The organism is Streptomyces noursei ATCC 11455, from assembly GCF_001704275.1.
In the GTDB taxonomy this organism is placed as follows: domain Bacteria; phylum Actinomycetota; class Actinomycetes; order Streptomycetales; family Streptomycetaceae; genus Streptomyces; species Streptomyces noursei.
The window spans coordinates 4,706,453-4,721,980 of sequence record NZ_CP011533.1; the positions used below are offsets into that span (position 1 = coordinate 4,706,453).

Consider the following 15,528-nt stretch of genomic DNA (forward strand, 5'->3'; position numbering starts at 1 on the left):
CGCACTCCGAGGGGAGCGCTATCCGGGACGCCGCGCGCCGGTGGCTCGCTCCGTGGCGCGCATCCCTCGTCAAGGTGACTTGAGACCTGTTCGAGACCTGGGCGGATCGCCAGGCGGAGCGGCCACCCCTCCCCTTGAACAACCCAAAGGTGCGACAACACCCTTACATTTGAAGGTAATTGAGGGTCAGCTGCCATGCAGAAACGTACCTTCTCAACGCCGTCGTGGGTCCACCGCGAATGGCCGTACCGAGCCCTACTATCGGCTCGCCATGACAGCAGCAGGGAAGCATCAGGTGGGCCGGTCGACCGGTCGCCGACTGGGACGCGCGGGTATCCGGGACGTGGCCGCCGCAGCCGGTGTATCGATCACGACCGTCTCCGACGCGCTCAACGGCAAGGGCCGGCTTCCGGATGCCACCCGTAGCCACGTCCGCGAGGTGGCCGACCGGCTGGGCTACCGCCCCTCCGCCGCCGCCCGCACCCTCCGTACCGGCAAGTCGGGCCTCATCGGTCTGACCGTGACCACCTACGGGGATGAACCTTTCACCTTCACCGAGTTCGCGTACTTCGCCGAGATGGCCCGAGCCGCCACCTCCGCCGCGCTGGCCCGCGGATACGCCCTGGTCATCCTGCCCGCGACCTCCCGCCACGACGTCTGGTCCAACGTCGCCCTCGACGGCACCGTCGTGATCGACCCGGCCGACGGCGACCCCGTGGTCACCGAGCTCGTCCGGCACGGCATCCCCGTCGTCTCCGACGGCCGCCCCGGCGGCTCCCTCCCGGTCACCGGCTGGGTCGACAACGATCACGAGGCGGCCGTCCTCAGTCTGCTCGACCACCTCGCCGAGGCCGGCGCCCGCCGCATCGGGCTGCTCACGGGCACCACCACCGACACCTACACCCGGCTGTCGACCACCGCGTACCTCAGCTGGTGCGAGCGGGTCGGCCAGGACCCGGTCTACGAGTCCTATCCCGCCTACGACCCGCGTGCGGGCGCGGTGGCCGCGGACCGGTTGCTGGCCCGCCCCGACCGGCCGGACGCGGTCTACGGGCTCTTCGACCCCAACGGCACCGACCTGCTCGCCGCGGCCCGCCGCTACGGCTTACGCGTGCCGGACGACCTGCTGCTGGTCTGCTGCAGCGAGTCCACCGTCTACGCCACCACCGATCCGCCGATCACCACGCTCTCCCTCAAGCCGCGGCGCATCGGCACCGCCGTGGTCCAGATCCTGATCGACGCCATCGAGGGGCTCGACGGCAGCTGCCCCGTCGAGCAGGTGATACCGACCGACCTGATCGTGCGAACCTCCTCCCAGCGCCGCTCCCCGCGGACGACGGTCAGCCCGCCACGCGGCCCGGCCGGCGACTGAGCGTGCCACCGGCACGACGGACCGGGCGTACGGGCGCTCTCCGGGCGCCCGCTCGACCGAGGAAAAAACAGGGCGATCTCGGGAGAAATCCATCGCGAACACCGGGCTTCGCGGGATTGATCACCCCCGGGTGCGTCACAACCCGCGAGCGGCGTTCCTATGATGGGCGCACGACACCGCGGACCGCCGTCGACCAGGCAAGGTCCGAGAGGTGCACGGCGGCGCAACGGTGGAGGGGTCGATGACTCAGGGGGCCAGTCAGGGACCCATGGTGTGGACCATGGGGGCACAACCTCCGGCGTCCGTTCCGCCGCCCGGAGCCCCCGCGGGACCACCGGCCGGGCAGCCGCTCGCACCGCCCTCCCCCGAGCTCTCGACGTCGGTCGAGCAGGGGGGACCCCCGGCACCCCCGGTGCAGCTGCCCGAGGCGTACACCCCGACCGCCCGCGACCTGCCGGTCATCAGTCGCACGGACACCCTCGTCGACCACCCGTCCGTGGTGCCGGCCCAGGAGCCGGCGCCCACTCCCGACGGCCCGGGCCCGCTGTACGTCGTCGGCGACGTGCACGGCTACTACGAGGAGCTGCGTGCCGCGCTGGAGGCCGAAGGGCTGATCGACGCCGACGGCACCTGGGCGGCCGGCAACGCCCGGCTCTGGTTCCTCGGCGACTTCACCGACCGCGGCCCGGACGGCATCGGCGTCATCGACCTGGTCATGCAGCTCTCCGCCGAGGCCGCCGCGGCCGGCGGCTACTGCAAGGCACTGATGGGCAACCACGAGCTGCTGCTGCTGGGCGCCAAGCGGTTCGGGGACACCCCCGTCCAGTCCGGCGCCGGCACCGCCTCCTTCCAGGCCGCGTGGCTCCTCAACGGCGGTCAGAAGACCGACATGGACCGGCTGGAGGACCACCACCTCCAGTGGATGGCCCGCCTGGACGCCGTGATGGAGGAGGACGGGCACCTGCTGGTGCACTCCGACACCACCGCCTACCTCGAATACGGCGACTCGATCGAGGCGGTCAACGACACCGTCCACGAGGTGCTGACCCGCAGCGACGCCGACGAAGTCTGGGACCTCTTCCGCAAGTTCACCAAGCGGTTCGCCTTCCGGGACGAGGCCGCCGGCGGGCAGGCCGTCCGCGAACTCCTCGACGCGTACGGCGGCCACCGCGTCGTGCACGGCCACAGCCCGATCCCGTACCTTCTGGGCGAGGTCGGTGCCGAGGACGGCGAGGGCGACGGCATCGCGGTGAACGGTCCGCACGTCTACGCCGACGGTCTGGCCATCGCGATGGACGGCGGCATCACGATGGCCGGAAAGCTGCTGGTCTGCCAACTCCCCCTGGTCGGGTGACAGTTCGCCGGAGGCGCGGATACCGCTCCGTCGGGTGACATGCCGCGGCGGGTTCCGGTCACACCATCCCGCAAATTCCGCAAACTCTCTGTCACCCCGCGCCGGAGGCCCTCTACCATCGGTCTATCCGTAGCAGGCTCTCCTCCGTTTCCGCCCGGCGCCCGGCCCTGGCCGGCCCGTACGGCCCTACGGAGCATCGGGGGATCCACATGAACAGCGCTCCGCACCTGCTGAACGAGGACCGCGCGGAATTCGCGCGGATCCTCGATGACGCGCTGCGTACCGCCGCACACCGCCCGGACGGCCTCGCCGCCACCACCGGAAACCGGCTCAGCACCGAGCAGTTGCGCACGATGGCGCTCAGCGCGACCAGCGCGATCGCCGCCTGCGCGACGGCCGAATACCAACGCTACATACAGCTGCGTGCCGAGCTGCGCACACCGGCGCCCGCCTCCGGTGCGGGCACTCCGTCAGCGGACCAGACCTCTGACGAGCAGACCGGACCGGCCACCGCGGACGACGACCCGGCCGCCGAGACGACCGGCTTCGGGCTTGCCGCGATGGCCATCGTCCTCGTTCCGGTGCTCGCCGGGATCGCAGCCGTCCTCTTCCTCGTCATCGGCTATGGGCTGCGCGCCGTCGACCCGGACCCGGCCGTCTCCCGGCCGCTGGTCAGCGTCGGGTGGATCTTCGCCGCGCTGGCCGCCGCCGGTGCGCTGGTCGCCATGGGATGCGTGGTCGTCACCGCGCTGCGCAACGGCGTCTCCCGGGACACGGCGGCCGAGGCGCGGGCCGCCGCGCTGGACAGCGCCCGTGAGACCTGGCGGCAGGCCCTGCTGGACCGCGGACTGCTGCCCTTCCTCCGTGAGGCGCTGGCCGATCCCTCGGCCGACCCCGCGGACGACCCGGTCCAGTACGTCCCCCGCCCCGTGTCGGCTCCCGAGCGGCGCACCCCCACGCTCGGCTACACCCGCCCGCGGTTCAGCAGCCCCGACGCCGGCACCTCCTGGTCCCGTCCGCGCTACTCCAGCCCGGACTTCACCAGCCCGGACTACGGCGGTCCGGACCACCGGCCCGAGTAGCGGAGCGGCGGGAACCCTGAGGGCAGGGAGGAAAAGCGGGGCAGGCCCGGCCACTTCACGGCCTGCCCCTCACGTTCCTCAGTCGGCCATCGGCAGGTACACCCGGTTGCCGGCCGCCGCGAACTCCCTGGACTTCTCCAGCATCCCGGCCTTGACCTCCTCGGGGGTCGCGCCCTCGCCGCCGCCGAACTGCTCCGTGATGCTTCGGCTGATCTTCATCGAGCAGAACTTCGGCCCGCACATCGAGCAGAAGTGGGCCGTCTTGGCCGGCTCCGCGGGCAGTGTCGCGTCGTGGAAGGCGCGGGCGGTGTCCGGGTCGAGGGCCAGGTTGAACTGGTCCTCCCAGCGGAACTCGAAGCGCGCGTCGGAGAGCGCGTCGTCCCATTCCTGGGCGCCCGGGTGGCCCTTGGCGAGGTCCGCCGCATGGGCCGCGATCTTGTAGGTGATCACGCCGGTCTTGACGTCGTCGCGGTCCGGCAGGCCCAGGTGCTCCTTGGGCGTGACGTAGCAGAGCATCGCGGTGCCCCACCAGGCGATCATCGCGGCGCCGATGCCGGAGGTGATGTGGTCGTAGGCGGGCGCGATGTCGGTGGTGAGCGGGCCGAGCGTGTAGAACGGGGCCTCCTCGCAGATCTCCTGCTGGAGGTCGATGTTCTCCTTGATCTTGTGCATCGGGACGTGGCCCGGGCCCTCGATCATGGTCTGCACGCCGTGCCGCTTGGCGATGGTGTTCAGCTCGCCGAGAGTCCTCAACTCGGCGAACTGCGCCTCGTCGTTGGCGTCCGCGATGGAGCCGGGCCGCAGACCGTCACCGAGGGAGTAGGTGACGTCGTAGGCGGCGAGGATCTCGCAGAGCTCCTCGAAGTGCGTGTAGAGGAACGACTCCTGGTGGTGCGCCAGGCACCAGGCCGCCATGATCGAACCACCGCGGGAGACGATGCCGGTCTTCCGGTTGGCGGTGAGCGGGACGTACCGGAGCAGCACACCGGCGTGCACCGTCATGTAGTCGACGCCCTGTTCGGCCTGCTCGATGACGGTGTCCTTGTAGATCTCCCAGGTCAGCTCCTCGGCCTTGCCGTCGACCTTCTCCAGCGCCTGGTAGAGGGGGACGGTGCCGATCGGGACGGGGGAGTTGCGCAGCACCCACTCGCGGGTGGTGTGGATGTTGCGGCCGGTGGAGAGGTCCATGACGGTGTCGGCACCCCAGCGGGTCGCCCAGGTCATCTTCTCCACCTCCTCCTCGATCGAGGAAGTGACCGCGGAATTGCCGATGTTGGCGTTGACCTTCACCAGGAAGTTCTTGCCGATGATCATCGGCTCGATCTCCGGGTGGTTGATGTTGGCCGGCAGCACCGCGCGGCCGGCCGCGATCTCGTCCCGCACGAACTCGGGGGAGACGTTCTCGCGGAGGGCGACGTACTCCATCTCCGCGGTGATCTCGCCGCGCCGGGCGTATGCGAGCTGGGTGACCGCGGCGCCGTCCCGACCACGGCGCGGCTGACGCGGACGGCCCGGAAAGACCGCGTCGAGGTTCCGGAGGCCACCGCGCGGTGAGGTGTGCTTGACCCCGTCGTCCTCGGGACGCATCGGACGGCCCGCGTACTCCTCGGTGTCGCCCCGGGCGATGATCCAGTTCTCCCGCAGCGGGGCCAGGCCGCGGCGGACGTCGGTTTCGATCTGAGGGTCGGTGTACGGCCCTGACGTGTCGTAGAGCGTCACGTGCTTGCCGTTGGTGAGGTGCACCCGTCGGACCGGGACCCGGAGGTCGGAACGCGTTCCGGAGACATAGCCCTTGTGCCAGCCGATGTGCGACTTTTCGCCGTCGGTCGGGCCGTTTTCAGGCGTGCGTGCATCCTGCAGAGTCATATAGACCCAACTCCCTACGCCGGCATTACCCGGTAACAGGTTCGGCGGTCGACGCAGCGGCTTCCGTCGTCCGGTGTTTCACGTGAAACACCGCTGGGACGGAGGTCAGCGCCCTCTCAGCCCGGTGCTCCGAGCTCCCGCGATTGCAAAGGTGGCACCACGGTAGCGGCCGATGCGGCGATGTGAACAGGGGGCCCACCGCTTCTTGCGATGATCGGGCGGTGAGCCCTCCCGACGCCCCGCATCCCGCCGCCGGCCACGCGCACGCGCACGGCCATGGGCCGGCCGCCCCCGTCTCCCGGCATCTGCGCAAGGTCATCGCCGCCGTGCTGATCCCGTTCGCGGCAGCGGTGGCGGTCGGCCTGATCGTCCTGTGGCCGGGCGGTGCGCCCCCGCACAAGCCGTCCGGTGTGGGCTTCGACCAGCCCACGGAGCAGGCGCGGATCATCAAGGTCGAGGAGGTGGACTGCGCGGCGGTGCACGCCGCGCAGCAGCCGCAGCCCACCGCACCCGGAGGCCAGCCGCCGGCCGGGGGAGCGGCCCCGGGCAAACCCTGTGAGCAGGTGACGGTCAAGGTCACCACCGGCGAGAACGCCGGCCGGACCTTCCAGACGGTGGTGACGCCGGACGCCCTGCGGCACTACACGACGGGCCAGGACGTCGTCGTCTCCTACTCCCCCAAGGCGCCGAAGGATCTGCAGTACGCGGTGACGGACGTCGACCGCACCGTGCCGATGTGGATGCTGGCCGCGATCTTCGCCTGTGCCGTGGTGATCGTCGGTCGACTGCGCGGGGTGCTGGCGCTGGTGGCGCTGGCCGCCAGCTTCGGCGTGCTGACGCTGTTCATCCTCCCGGCGATCCTCCAGGGCTCCGATCCGTTGGTGGTGGCGGTGATCGGCGGCAGCGCGATCATGCTGATCGCGCTCTACATGTGCCACGGGTTGACCGCCCGCACGTCCGTGGCGGTGCTCGGCACCCTCGCCTCGCTGCTGCTCATCGGGCTGCTGGGCACGGTGTTCATCAACTGGGCGCTGCTGACCGGCAATACGGACGACACCACCGGTCTGGTGCACGGGCTGTACCCGAACATCGAGATCCACGGTCTGCTGCTGGCGGGCATCATCATCGGCTCGCTGGGGGTGCTCGACGATGTGACGGTGACGCAGACGGCCGCGGTCTGGGAGCTGAAGGAGGCCGATCCGACGGCGGGTTGGCGGAAGCTGTACGGCGCGGCGATGCGGATCGGACGGGACCACATCGCTTCGGTGGTGAACACCCTCGTCATGGCCTACGCGGGCGCCTCGCTGCCGCTGCTCCTGCTGTTCTCCATCGCGCAGAGCAGCGTCGGCACGGTCGCCACCAGCGAGGTGGTCGCGGAGGAGATCGTCCGCACGCTCGTGGGCAGCATCGGGCTGGTCGCCTCGGTACCGGTGACCACGTTGCTGGCGGCTCTGGTGGTCGCGGCGGACCGCCCCGTGCCGGGCGGGGCGGGGCGGGCGCCGGCCTCCGGAGGGCGCGGAGGGCGGCGCGCGGCACACGGACGGCGCCGTAAGCGCTGAGCGCACGGCAGGCAGCACGGAGGGAGCGGGTCGGGGCGGGTGAACGCGGTGGGCGGGCAGCGGGGCAGGGGGCGCCGACGGCCGACCGGTCGGCGGTGAGGTGGGGGCGTCGTGGGATGAGCGGGCCGGCGGACGGCGGATCAGCCGGCCGGCGCCTCCGTCAGGATCCGGTCCAGCGCGGCCTCCAGGGTGTCGCAGACCTCCTCCTTGCCGAGCGGAACGATCCGGTCCGTGCGGTCCAGGAAGGCGATCAGCGGCGGCGCACTGGCCCGGAACAGGGCGCGCTCGGCGCCGACTTGCAGGCTGATGCAGACGTCGCTGAGGTGCTCTGGGGAGGTCGGCTCGACCCGGACGTCCCCCTCTCCGGCCGGCCGGCTCAGCCCGTCCAGCAGCAGCTCACGGCCGAACACCCAGGTCACGGGCGCATCGCCGGGGAGATCGAAGGTGAGCCGGACGGCGTAGGGGTCGGCGCTGTCGAAGTCCAGCTCCACCGGAATCCGGAAGGCGAGTTCCTCCGAGACGAGGAAGCTCATGATCACTTCTGCCTGAACCGTGTCGTTCATCAACCACTGCCCCGCACTTGATCGGAGATGGCCGGGAATCATCCCCGGAAGCCCTATTGACGCCATCGTCGGTCACATGCAGGCAGATCACAAGGAGTGAGTTTTCAGATACTGATAGAGAAGGCGAGTGTCGTTAGTACCCCCTCCGCCATTTTCCGTAGTCGATCCGTAACTGGCTGCAATCGGTGCACCTCCTTCGCCGGAAGGGAAACCGCCAGCGTCGCGGCGGCCGAACCGACCCGGATGGGGATCGCCGAGCACACCGTGCCCAAGGCATATTCCTGGCGGTCGTAGGCGACCTGGCCGCGACGCACCGTAGCCAACCGGCTGAGGAGATCGTTCTCGGAGCGCACCGAAAAAGGCGTTACCGACTGCACGGGATAGCGGGCGAGATGTTCTTTCCGGGACGCCTCGTCGAGCTGCGCCAGGAGGCATTGCCCGATCGCGTGGGTATGGGCGCTGGACCGGAAGTCGACCCATTCCTCGACGGGCGGCCGCGCCGGATCGTCGGTTATCGCCACCACCTCCACCTCACCCTCGCGGTAGACGGCGAAGTAGACGGCGGCGCCGAGCTCGCGGCCGACCACGGCCAGCACGTCGGCCAGTTGCCGGCGCTGCCGCCGCCGGGCCCCGGCCCGACCGATGGACTCGGCACCCTCGCCGATGACGAAGACGCCGCTCTCCCGGCGCAGATAGCCCTCGTGGGTCAGCGTCCGCAGCAGGTGGTAGGTCGTGGGGAGCGGAAGCTGGGCCTCCCTGGCCAGTTGCTTGGCGGGCGCCCCGTCCGCGTGCGCGGCCACCGCCTCCAGGAGCCGCAGGGCCCGCTGCACCGACCCGATCAGGGTGGGATGCGAGCCGGATTGGTCGTTGCCGATCGCCAACGCAACCCCCAGGTCCGAGCGCCATGGTCCCGCGGCCCCGGCCACGGGACCCGCTCCCGCGACCGCGCGTCTCCCAGGACGTCCCGCCCGACGCCCGGCCGATCGCTCGGTACATTCCGGAACGCCAACCTCCGGAAGACGCCTACGCCCGCACTGTAACCCGGGCGATCCGGAACAGGAGCCGAAAGCCCGGGAGTTAACCCGGCCGTCCACGTCCCCCTGGGCGTAATGGCTCTACGGAGCAACGTCCACACTGTTGGTGAGCAGGGGGAACGCCTCGGGCGTCCGGCGCGCGGAAACAGTGAACGAGCCGCTTTCCGACCCACGTTCGACGCGGCGATGGGTGTGTCGGTGGGGGACGCCGAACGCCGGACGCCCCGCTCCCGGGCGGGGGCAGGGCGTCGGACGGTGCGGGTCGGACAGGACCGGTCGGTCAGGGGCTCGGCCTACCAGTCGCTCTTCGACGAGGACGAGGACGAGGAACCGGTGAACCTGCGCACGAGATAGATGACACCGGCGATCAGGGCCGCCGCGATCAGCACCTTGAAGAGCAGGCTGACCAGGAAGCCGACCGCGGTGGCGATCAGCCCGCCGAAGACGGCGATCAGGATGACGGGCACCACGACCCAGGTGACCCACCACGGAAGTCCTGCGAGTATCCCCTTACCGGCCACTGCTCTGCCCTGCTTTCTGTCTGTCGCGCTGTTGTCGGTCTCTGCCGCTCCGGTGGCACCGTCCGCGGTCTCCGCGTCTCCGGTTCCCCCTGTACACCAACGATGCTAGGGCGCCGGAGGACGCCATGGGGGCCCGACAGCCCCGGCTCTCCCCTGAGCCGACCCCTACGGGTTCCGGGGTCCGTCCCTCAGCTTTCGGGCGGAGAGAACACCACCACGACCCGGAGGTCCTCGCTGATGTGGTGGAACTTGTGGGGCACCCCGGCGGGCACATAGACCACGCTGCCACGGGCCACCGACTCCGTCTCGGTCCCCACCGTGATCGCCCCGCGACCGCTCACCACCAGATACACCTCGTCCTGGGCGTGCGGCTGCTGCGGATCGACGGTGCCGGCGTCCAGCCCGTACAGCCCGACCGACATGGTGCGCTCCCGGAGGAACTGCAGATACGCGCCGTTGTTCGCGAGCCGTTCCGCTTCCAGTTCATCCAGTCGGAAAGCCTTCATCCCGTTCGCACCTCTCACCATTAAGCAGTCGTCTGCGACGATCTCACCATGAAGCATTTCGTGGTCAAGACGCTCGCCAATGCCGCGGCCCTGGCCGTGGCCATCTGGCTCCTCAAAGGCATCACGCTCACCGGAGAGAACACCGGCCGCAAGGTGTTCACGCTGGTCCTGGTGGCGCTGATCTTCGGGTTGGTGAACTTCCTGGTCAAGCCCGTGGTGAAGGTGCTCTCGTTCCCCCTGTTCATCCTCACGCTCGGCCTGATCACGCTGGTCGTGAACGCGCTGATGCTGCTGTTGACCTCCTGGCTCGCCGGCAAGGCCGACCTCGCCTTCCACGTGGACGGCTTCTGGACGGCACTGCTCGGCGGCGTGATCGTCTCCATCGTCTCCTGGGCAATGCACGTGATCCTTCCCGACAAGGACTGACGTTTGACCACCCGCTACCGTGTCTGCTTCGTCTGCACCGGCAACATATGCCGTTCGCCGATCGCCGAGTCCGTCTTCCGTGCCCGGATCGCCGAGGACGGACTCGACGGGCTCGTCGAGATCGACAGCGCCGGCACCGGCGGCTGGCACGAGGGCGACGGAGCCGACCCCCGCACCATCGCCGTGCTGCACGCCGGCGGCTATCCGAGCACGCACACCGCCCGGCAGTTCCGCGCCTCCTGGTTCGCCCGGCGTGACCTGGTCGTCGCACTCGACGCGGGCCATCTGCGCGAGCTGCGTCGGCTGGCCCCGACCCCCGAGGACGCCGCCAAGGTCCGCCTGCTGCGCTCCTACAGCTGCCGCACCGGCCCGGCCTCGGACCCCGCGGACCTCGATGTGCCGGACCCGTACTACGGCGGCTTCGCCGGCTTCGAAGAGTGCCTGGAGATGATCGAGACGGCCTGCGACGGCCTCCTGGAGGCGGTCCGCGCCGAGGTCACCTCCGGCGCTCCGGGCCCGGCCGAGCCCCGGCCGGGCCTGCACCACCCCCACCGCAAGGAGAGCGCATGATCGGCGACGGCACCCGCGTCGTGCGGGCCGGGCTCCCGGAGGCGGCGGCCTACGAACCGGCCCTCCCCGGCCCGGTGTTCGCCGCCCACTTCCACCTGCCCGGCGAGGCCGCCGGCCCGTACACCTACGGCCGCGACAACAACCCCACCTGGACCCGGCTGGAAGCCGCCATCGGCGAACTGGAGTCGCCGGACGAGCCCGCGCACACCGTCGCCTTCGCCTCCGGGATGGCGGCGATCACCGCGGTGCTCTTCTCCCAACTGCGCGCCGGCGACGCGGTGGTGCTCCCCGGCGACGGCTATCAGCTGCTGCCCGCCGTCCGCACCCGCCTGGAGAGCTACGGCATCGAGGTCCGCACCGCCCGCCCGTCGACCGACGATCGCGCCTCGACGAGCGCGCCGTACACCCCTGTCGCTCGCGCCCACGACGCCCCACCGGACGTCCTCGACGGCGCGCGGCTGCTGTGGATCGAGACGCCCTCCAACCCGGGCCTCGACGTCCACGACATCCGGCGACTGGCCGACGCGGCGCACGCCCGCGGTGCGCTGGTCGCCGTGGACAACACCCTCGCCACCCCGCTCGGCCAGCGCCCGCTGGACCTGGGCGCGGACTTCTCGGTCGCCAGCGGCACCAAGGCGCTGACCGGCCACGGCGATGTCCTGATGGGCTACGTCAGCACCCGGGATCCGGAGCTGGCCGACGGCGTCCGGCTGTGGCGCAAGACGGTCGGCGCGATCCCCGGCCCGATGGAGAGCTGGCTCGCGCACCGCTCGCTCGCCACCCTGGCGCTGCGCATCCGCCAACAGGCCGAGGGAGCAATGGCGTTGGCCACCGCACTGGTGGACCGCCCCGAGGTCACCGGGGTGCGCCATCCCGGCCTGCCGTCGGACCCGTCCCATGCGCTCGCCGTCCGGCAGATGCGCCCCGGCCGCTTCGGCTGCGTGGTGTCCTTCGTCCTCCCGGACCGGGCACATGCGGAGCGCTTTCTGACCGCGCTGACGCTGGTGGACGACGCGACCAGCTTCGGCGGCGTGCGCTCCACCGCCGAGCGGCGCGCCCGCTGGGGCGGCGACGACGTGCCGGAGGGCTTCATCCGCTTCTCCGTCGGCGTCGAGGACCCGGAGGATCTGGTCGCCGATGTGCTGCGGGCGCTGGACGCGGCGAAGGCGTAACACCGCGGCACTACGGCGCTGAAACGGCCGGCAGGGTATCCCCCCTCAATACTCCGCCGGCCCCGGCGGAGCAGGGGAAAGATCGCCGATCAGGTCCCTGACCTGCGGCGGAGGCCGTTTCAGGGCGTTGCCCGTGTCGCGGGGTTTATGGGGACCGCACTCCCCAGAGACTCCCCAAACTCCCCAGAAACTCCCCGGGGACCGCGTTGAAACGGTCGCTGTTCACCGTCCGAAATCTAGCTTGCTTGTCGGATCTCCTTGCCGCACAGGGCAATGCCGTGATCGTCGATCTGCCAGAAATCCTGGTCTCCGCAGTCGTCCTTATTGGAGTACACGCCCGTGATCCTGACGATGTACTTGTACTTGTCGGGGATGTGACCATCGCAGGGAGTGATCTGGTTGCGCTGGAGGGCCTCCTTCTTGTCGGCGAACTCGCACTGGCCGACACGAAAGTTGCGGTTCAAGCAGAAGGCGATCTTGGTGCCGTTGTCGTTGTCGTGGGACCAGCGGTAGTCGTACGTGTCGGAGCAGCTTGCGGAGTCGTGCACGATCGACATCACACGGTAGTAGGAACCCGTACCGGTGCAGCTAGCCGCATGCGGAGTTTTGGGCGACCACGCCCCGTCGGGGTTGTTGTAGTTGTCCAGACAGTCGTCGATGCTGATGCCGGCGAATGCCTCGTCCTGTGGGCTGGGGGGAGTGGGCTCGGGGCCGGAGGGAGTGGGACTATCCTCCACTCCGCCGGAGTCGTCAGGGCTGCTGGTGTGGGTGCGCGAGGGGTCGGGCGAGTTGTTTGAGTGGTTGCCGTGGAAGTTGATGACCAAGCTGACGACAAGAGCTGCGACACCCAGCAGTGCGTAGAGGTACTCGTTCTTCCAGCCGACCCGGCGGGGCGTCGTCTCACCCGGTCCGATGCTCGGCGGCGTACTGCCGCCGGGAGCCGTGTCCGGTGGCTTCGGCTTGGAGTCCGGGCTCTGCCGGCCGGACCCCTGCCCGTTGGCTGTCGCGCTCTCCGGGCCTGTCTCCGGCTTCAGGCCCGGACCGTCCGGATCCGGCCGTCCGGACTTCCGCACCCCGTCCTGGCGGTCCTCCTCGGTGAGGTGACGGGTCCCGCCCGGGCCGACGGTCCAGCTGCGGGTGACCGTCTCGGCCTCCGCCTGGTCGGCGGCCCGCTGGAGCCGTCGGCCCTCCTCCGCGTACTGGGCGACCAGCGACGTCCAACCGGCCGACAGGGTCCGGCTGGTGCCGCTCTCGAAACGCCGGATAAGCTGCTCGGCCGTCAGCCGGTCGTCGGGCCGCGCCGCGAGGCAGTCGCCGACCACCTCGTCCAAACCCGCGGGAAGCCCGTCCAAATCGATGGCGGCCTGCCGCACATAGTTGAGCTGCTGGAGCGGCTCACTGGTCTCCGGATACGGCAGCTTTCCACAGGCCACGTAGTACAGGGTGACGCCGAGTGCGTAGATGTCCGAGGCTGGTGTGCTGGGGTGCCCCTGGGCCTGCTCGGGTGCGGCGAAGGCGATGGTGCCGAGGGTGAGTTTGGTGCTGGTGAGGTCGCTGGCATGGGAGATGCCAAAGTCGATGACCTTGGGACCATCCGAGCACAGCAGGATGTTCAGGGGCTTGACGTCCCGGTGCACGATCCCCTTGTCATGCAGCTCGGCCAGGGCCCGGACCACGCCGGAGGCGATCCAGCGCACCGCACGTTGGTCGGTCAGGGGCCCTTTCTGCACCACCAGCGCCTCCAACGACGGTGCCGGGACGTATTCCATGGCCATCCACGGCCGACCCGCGTCGACGTCGGAGTCCAGGACCCGTGCGGTGTACGAGCTCGTGACACGGTGGGCGAGCTTGACCTCGCGGTTGAAACGTTTCCGGGCCTCCTCACTGACGCCGCCCGGAGCCAGCAGCGTCTTGACGGCAGCGATCCGGCCTGAGCCCGGATCCCGTCCTAGATAGACCACGCCCATGCCGCCGGTGGCCAGTTGTCCGAGCAGCCGGTACGGGCCGAGGCTCCGTAGTTCCCCACTTAAGGCGAACACGCCCATGCCGAAAGGATCCGTCACAGAAATTCCCCCTCCATCCAGTTGACGCAGGCACTGACGAGCCCGCGTCAACCTTGGTCCCTATCCAATCCCCGGTATGCGCATGCCTGTTCACGCCCCACAGGGCTGCCGGACCGACCGAACTTCGTCAGCGAACACGCCCGACATCACCCAATCAAGTTCAGCACCTCGTGAAGGTCACAGGGATGATGGCGAACGAAGGCTGCGCCGCGCCAACCGTGCGGCTGGCGCGAGGAATTGAGCGGGTGAGAGTCCGTCCTCGCAATGACGTCCGGAACATTTTGATCTTGAGGTACGGTGTCCGGGATTCGGTTGCTTCGTGCCGGAAACGAAGCGGCCCCCGGCGGTGCTGGAACACCAATCCGAGGGCCTACACCGCCAAGGAGATAGGACCTCCCTGGGATGCTTCGGCATGCTATCGCGCCTGCGCGTTTCTTCTCGCAGGTGCCCAACGACATCATTCGCCACCCCCGCCTGTCGTCGGACGCCGTACGCCTGCTGACCTGGCAGCTGTCGCTGCCGGACGGCGTCGACGAGCCGCTGTCCACGACGGCGAAGCGGGCCGGGATCAAGAAGACGGCGTTCATCCGCGCGAAGCGGGAACTGTCCGCCGAGGGCTATCTGCACGAGTGGCGTCGCCAGGGTCCGGCAGGCCGCTGGTCCACCGTCCAGCTCGTCTCCAACGTGCCGCTCGGTGCAGCCGAGGCCGCCGGGGTGCGCGACGGTCGACCGGCGGACGGGATTCCGGCCGTCGGTGAGCCGATGGGCCGGGCGGTCGGCCGTTCCCTTGAGAACACTGTCGAGAACATCCCCAACCCACCCTCCCCCGACGAGCAGATCGACGGTCAGGCCCCCGTCCTTGGCCACGCGGCCAAGGACGACGGGCGGGAGGGCGGGCAGTCCCCGAACGACGAGAAGACCCCGGCGCCAGAGCCCGACGTCGCGCCAACGATGCCGCAGGAGTTGGTGGAACGCGCTGCTCAAGCCCTCGCTGCTGTGTCCCACGATGAGCGCCGGTTACGGCTCGGTGGGCGCGAGGTTCGGCAGCTTGCGCCGTTGGCGGGTGAATGGCTGCAACGCGGGGCCACGATTCGGGATATCCGGGAGGCATTGACGTCCGGGCTGCCGGAGACGGTGCACTGCCCGGTGGCGCTGGCACGCGATCGGCTGGTGCGGAAGATGCCGGATGCGCCGTCGTTCGCCGAACAGCGGGCGATGGCAGCGCCCGCAGCGCCACGCGTGGCCGCAATGCGGGAGTGCGCCGGCGAGCATCTCCAGCCGCTGCTGTTCCGGCCGGTGAACGACGAGAGGCTGTGTACGGCGTGCCGCAGCCAGCAGGCCGAGACGGCCACGGCCGGTGATAGGCCCGTGACCGTCGGAGCAGGGCACACGCTGTTTGCTGCGGCCCGCGCAGCCATGCGGGCAGGAGCGCCGGCGTGA

14 protein-coding genes are annotated in these 15,528 nt (G+C 70.0%); 8 read left to right on the top strand and 6 right to left on the bottom strand.

Going from position 1 to position 15,528, the window contains the following annotated elements; translation table 11 throughout:
• Positions 1-271 precede the first annotated feature (271 nt).
• From SNOUR_RS19805 to SNOUR_RS19815, 3 genes are all read left to right on the top strand, one after another.
• Entirely contained in the window at positions 272-1,372 is a 1,101-nt protein-coding gene (locus tag SNOUR_RS19805) for a LacI family DNA-binding transcriptional regulator (protein WP_067348989.1), read from the top strand.
• A gap of 280 nt (positions 1,373-1,652) precedes the next feature.
• Positions 1,653-2,726: a metallophosphoesterase gene (locus SNOUR_RS19810; protein WP_312632849.1), complete on the top strand. Its 1,074-nt coding sequence runs from the start codon at positions 1,653-1,655 to the stop codon at positions 2,724-2,726.
• A 209-nt stretch (positions 2,727-2,935) separates the two neighbouring features.
• Positions 2,936-3,808 (top strand): hypothetical protein, encoded by an 873-nt coding sequence (locus SNOUR_RS19815; protein ID WP_079142786.1) that lies wholly within the window; start codon positions 2,936-2,938, stop codon positions 3,806-3,808.
• 78 nt (positions 3,809-3,886) lie between these two features.
• On the opposite strand, the gene thiC is transcribed toward SNOUR_RS19815, so the two are convergent.
• Positions 3,887-5,674 carry a phosphomethylpyrimidine synthase ThiC gene (gene thiC, locus SNOUR_RS19820; protein ID WP_067348997.1) on the bottom strand — a complete coding sequence of 596 codons (1,788 nt, stop codon included), beginning with the start codon at positions 5,672-5,674 and terminating at the stop codon, positions 3,887-3,889.
• 221 nt (positions 5,675-5,895) lie between these two features.
• Here thiC and SNOUR_RS19825 point away from each other — a divergent pair, with 221 nt between their 5' ends.
• Positions 5,896-7,233, top strand: coding sequence for a YibE/F family protein (locus SNOUR_RS19825; protein ID WP_067348999.1), 1,338 nt, complete (start codon positions 5,896-5,898; stop codon positions 7,231-7,233).
• Positions 7,234-7,373: 140 nt separating this feature from the next.
• Here the strand turns inward: SNOUR_RS19825 and SNOUR_RS19830 are convergent, their stop codons facing one another.
• The 4 genes from SNOUR_RS19830 to SNOUR_RS19845 all read right to left on the bottom strand — a co-directional run bounded on the left by SNOUR_RS19830 (position 7,374) and on the right by SNOUR_RS19845 (position 9,857).
• Positions 7,374-7,796 carry an SsgA family sporulation/cell division regulator gene (locus tag SNOUR_RS19830; RefSeq protein ID WP_167739058.1) on the bottom strand — a complete coding sequence of 141 codons (423 nt, stop codon included), beginning with the start codon at positions 7,794-7,796 and terminating at the stop codon, positions 7,374-7,376.
• Between the two features lie 104 nt (positions 7,797-7,900).
• Positions 7,901-8,677 (bottom strand): IclR family transcriptional regulator, encoded by a 777-nt coding sequence (locus SNOUR_RS19835; RefSeq protein ID WP_067358541.1) that lies wholly within the window; start codon positions 8,675-8,677, stop codon positions 7,901-7,903.
• A gap of 446 nt (positions 8,678-9,123) precedes the next feature.
• On the bottom strand, positions 9,124-9,351 hold the full coding sequence (locus SNOUR_RS46240) for a DUF5326 family protein (protein WP_039634630.1): 228 nt from the start codon (positions 9,349-9,351) through the stop codon (positions 9,124-9,126).
• Between the two features lie 188 nt (positions 9,352-9,539).
• The gene (locus SNOUR_RS19845; RefSeq protein WP_039634631.1) at positions 9,540-9,857 is read right to left on the bottom strand and encodes a cupin domain-containing protein; all 318 of its coding nucleotides are present in this window, start codon (positions 9,855-9,857) and stop codon (positions 9,540-9,542) included.
• 48 nt (positions 9,858-9,905) lie between these two features.
• Here SNOUR_RS19845 and SNOUR_RS19850 point away from each other — a divergent pair, with 48 nt between their 5' ends.
• Genes SNOUR_RS19850 through SNOUR_RS19860 form a run of 3 tightly spaced genes read left to right on the top strand, consistent with a single transcriptional unit; the run spans position 9,906 to position 12,025 of the window.
• Positions 9,906-10,283, top strand: coding sequence for a phage holin family protein (locus SNOUR_RS19850; protein WP_067349005.1), 378 nt, complete (start codon positions 9,906-9,908; stop codon positions 10,281-10,283).
• Positions 10,284-10,286: 3 nt separating this feature from the next.
• The gene (locus SNOUR_RS19855) at positions 10,287-10,853 is read left to right on the top strand and encodes a low molecular weight protein-tyrosine-phosphatase (RefSeq protein WP_067349008.1); all 567 of its coding nucleotides are present in this window, start codon (positions 10,287-10,289) and stop codon (positions 10,851-10,853) included.
• Positions 10,850-12,025 (top strand): cystathionine gamma-lyase, encoded by a 1,176-nt coding sequence (locus SNOUR_RS19860; RefSeq protein ID WP_067349010.1) that lies wholly within the window; start codon positions 10,850-10,852, stop codon positions 12,023-12,025. The genes SNOUR_RS19855 and SNOUR_RS19860 overlap by 4 nt, the downstream gene beginning before the upstream one ends.
• Before the next feature lie 236 nt (positions 12,026-12,261).
• On the opposite strand, the gene SNOUR_RS19865 is transcribed toward SNOUR_RS19860, so the two are convergent.
• Positions 12,262-14,088, bottom strand: coding sequence for a serine/threonine-protein kinase (locus tag SNOUR_RS19865; protein ID WP_159425879.1), 1,827 nt, complete (start codon positions 14,086-14,088; stop codon positions 12,262-12,264).
• Between the two features lie 444 nt (positions 14,089-14,532).
• Between SNOUR_RS19865 and SNOUR_RS19870 the strand changes: the two genes are divergently transcribed.
• The gene (locus SNOUR_RS19870) at positions 14,533-15,528 is read left to right on the top strand and encodes a hypothetical protein (RefSeq protein WP_159425880.1); all 996 of its coding nucleotides are present in this window, start codon (positions 14,533-14,535) and stop codon (positions 15,526-15,528) included.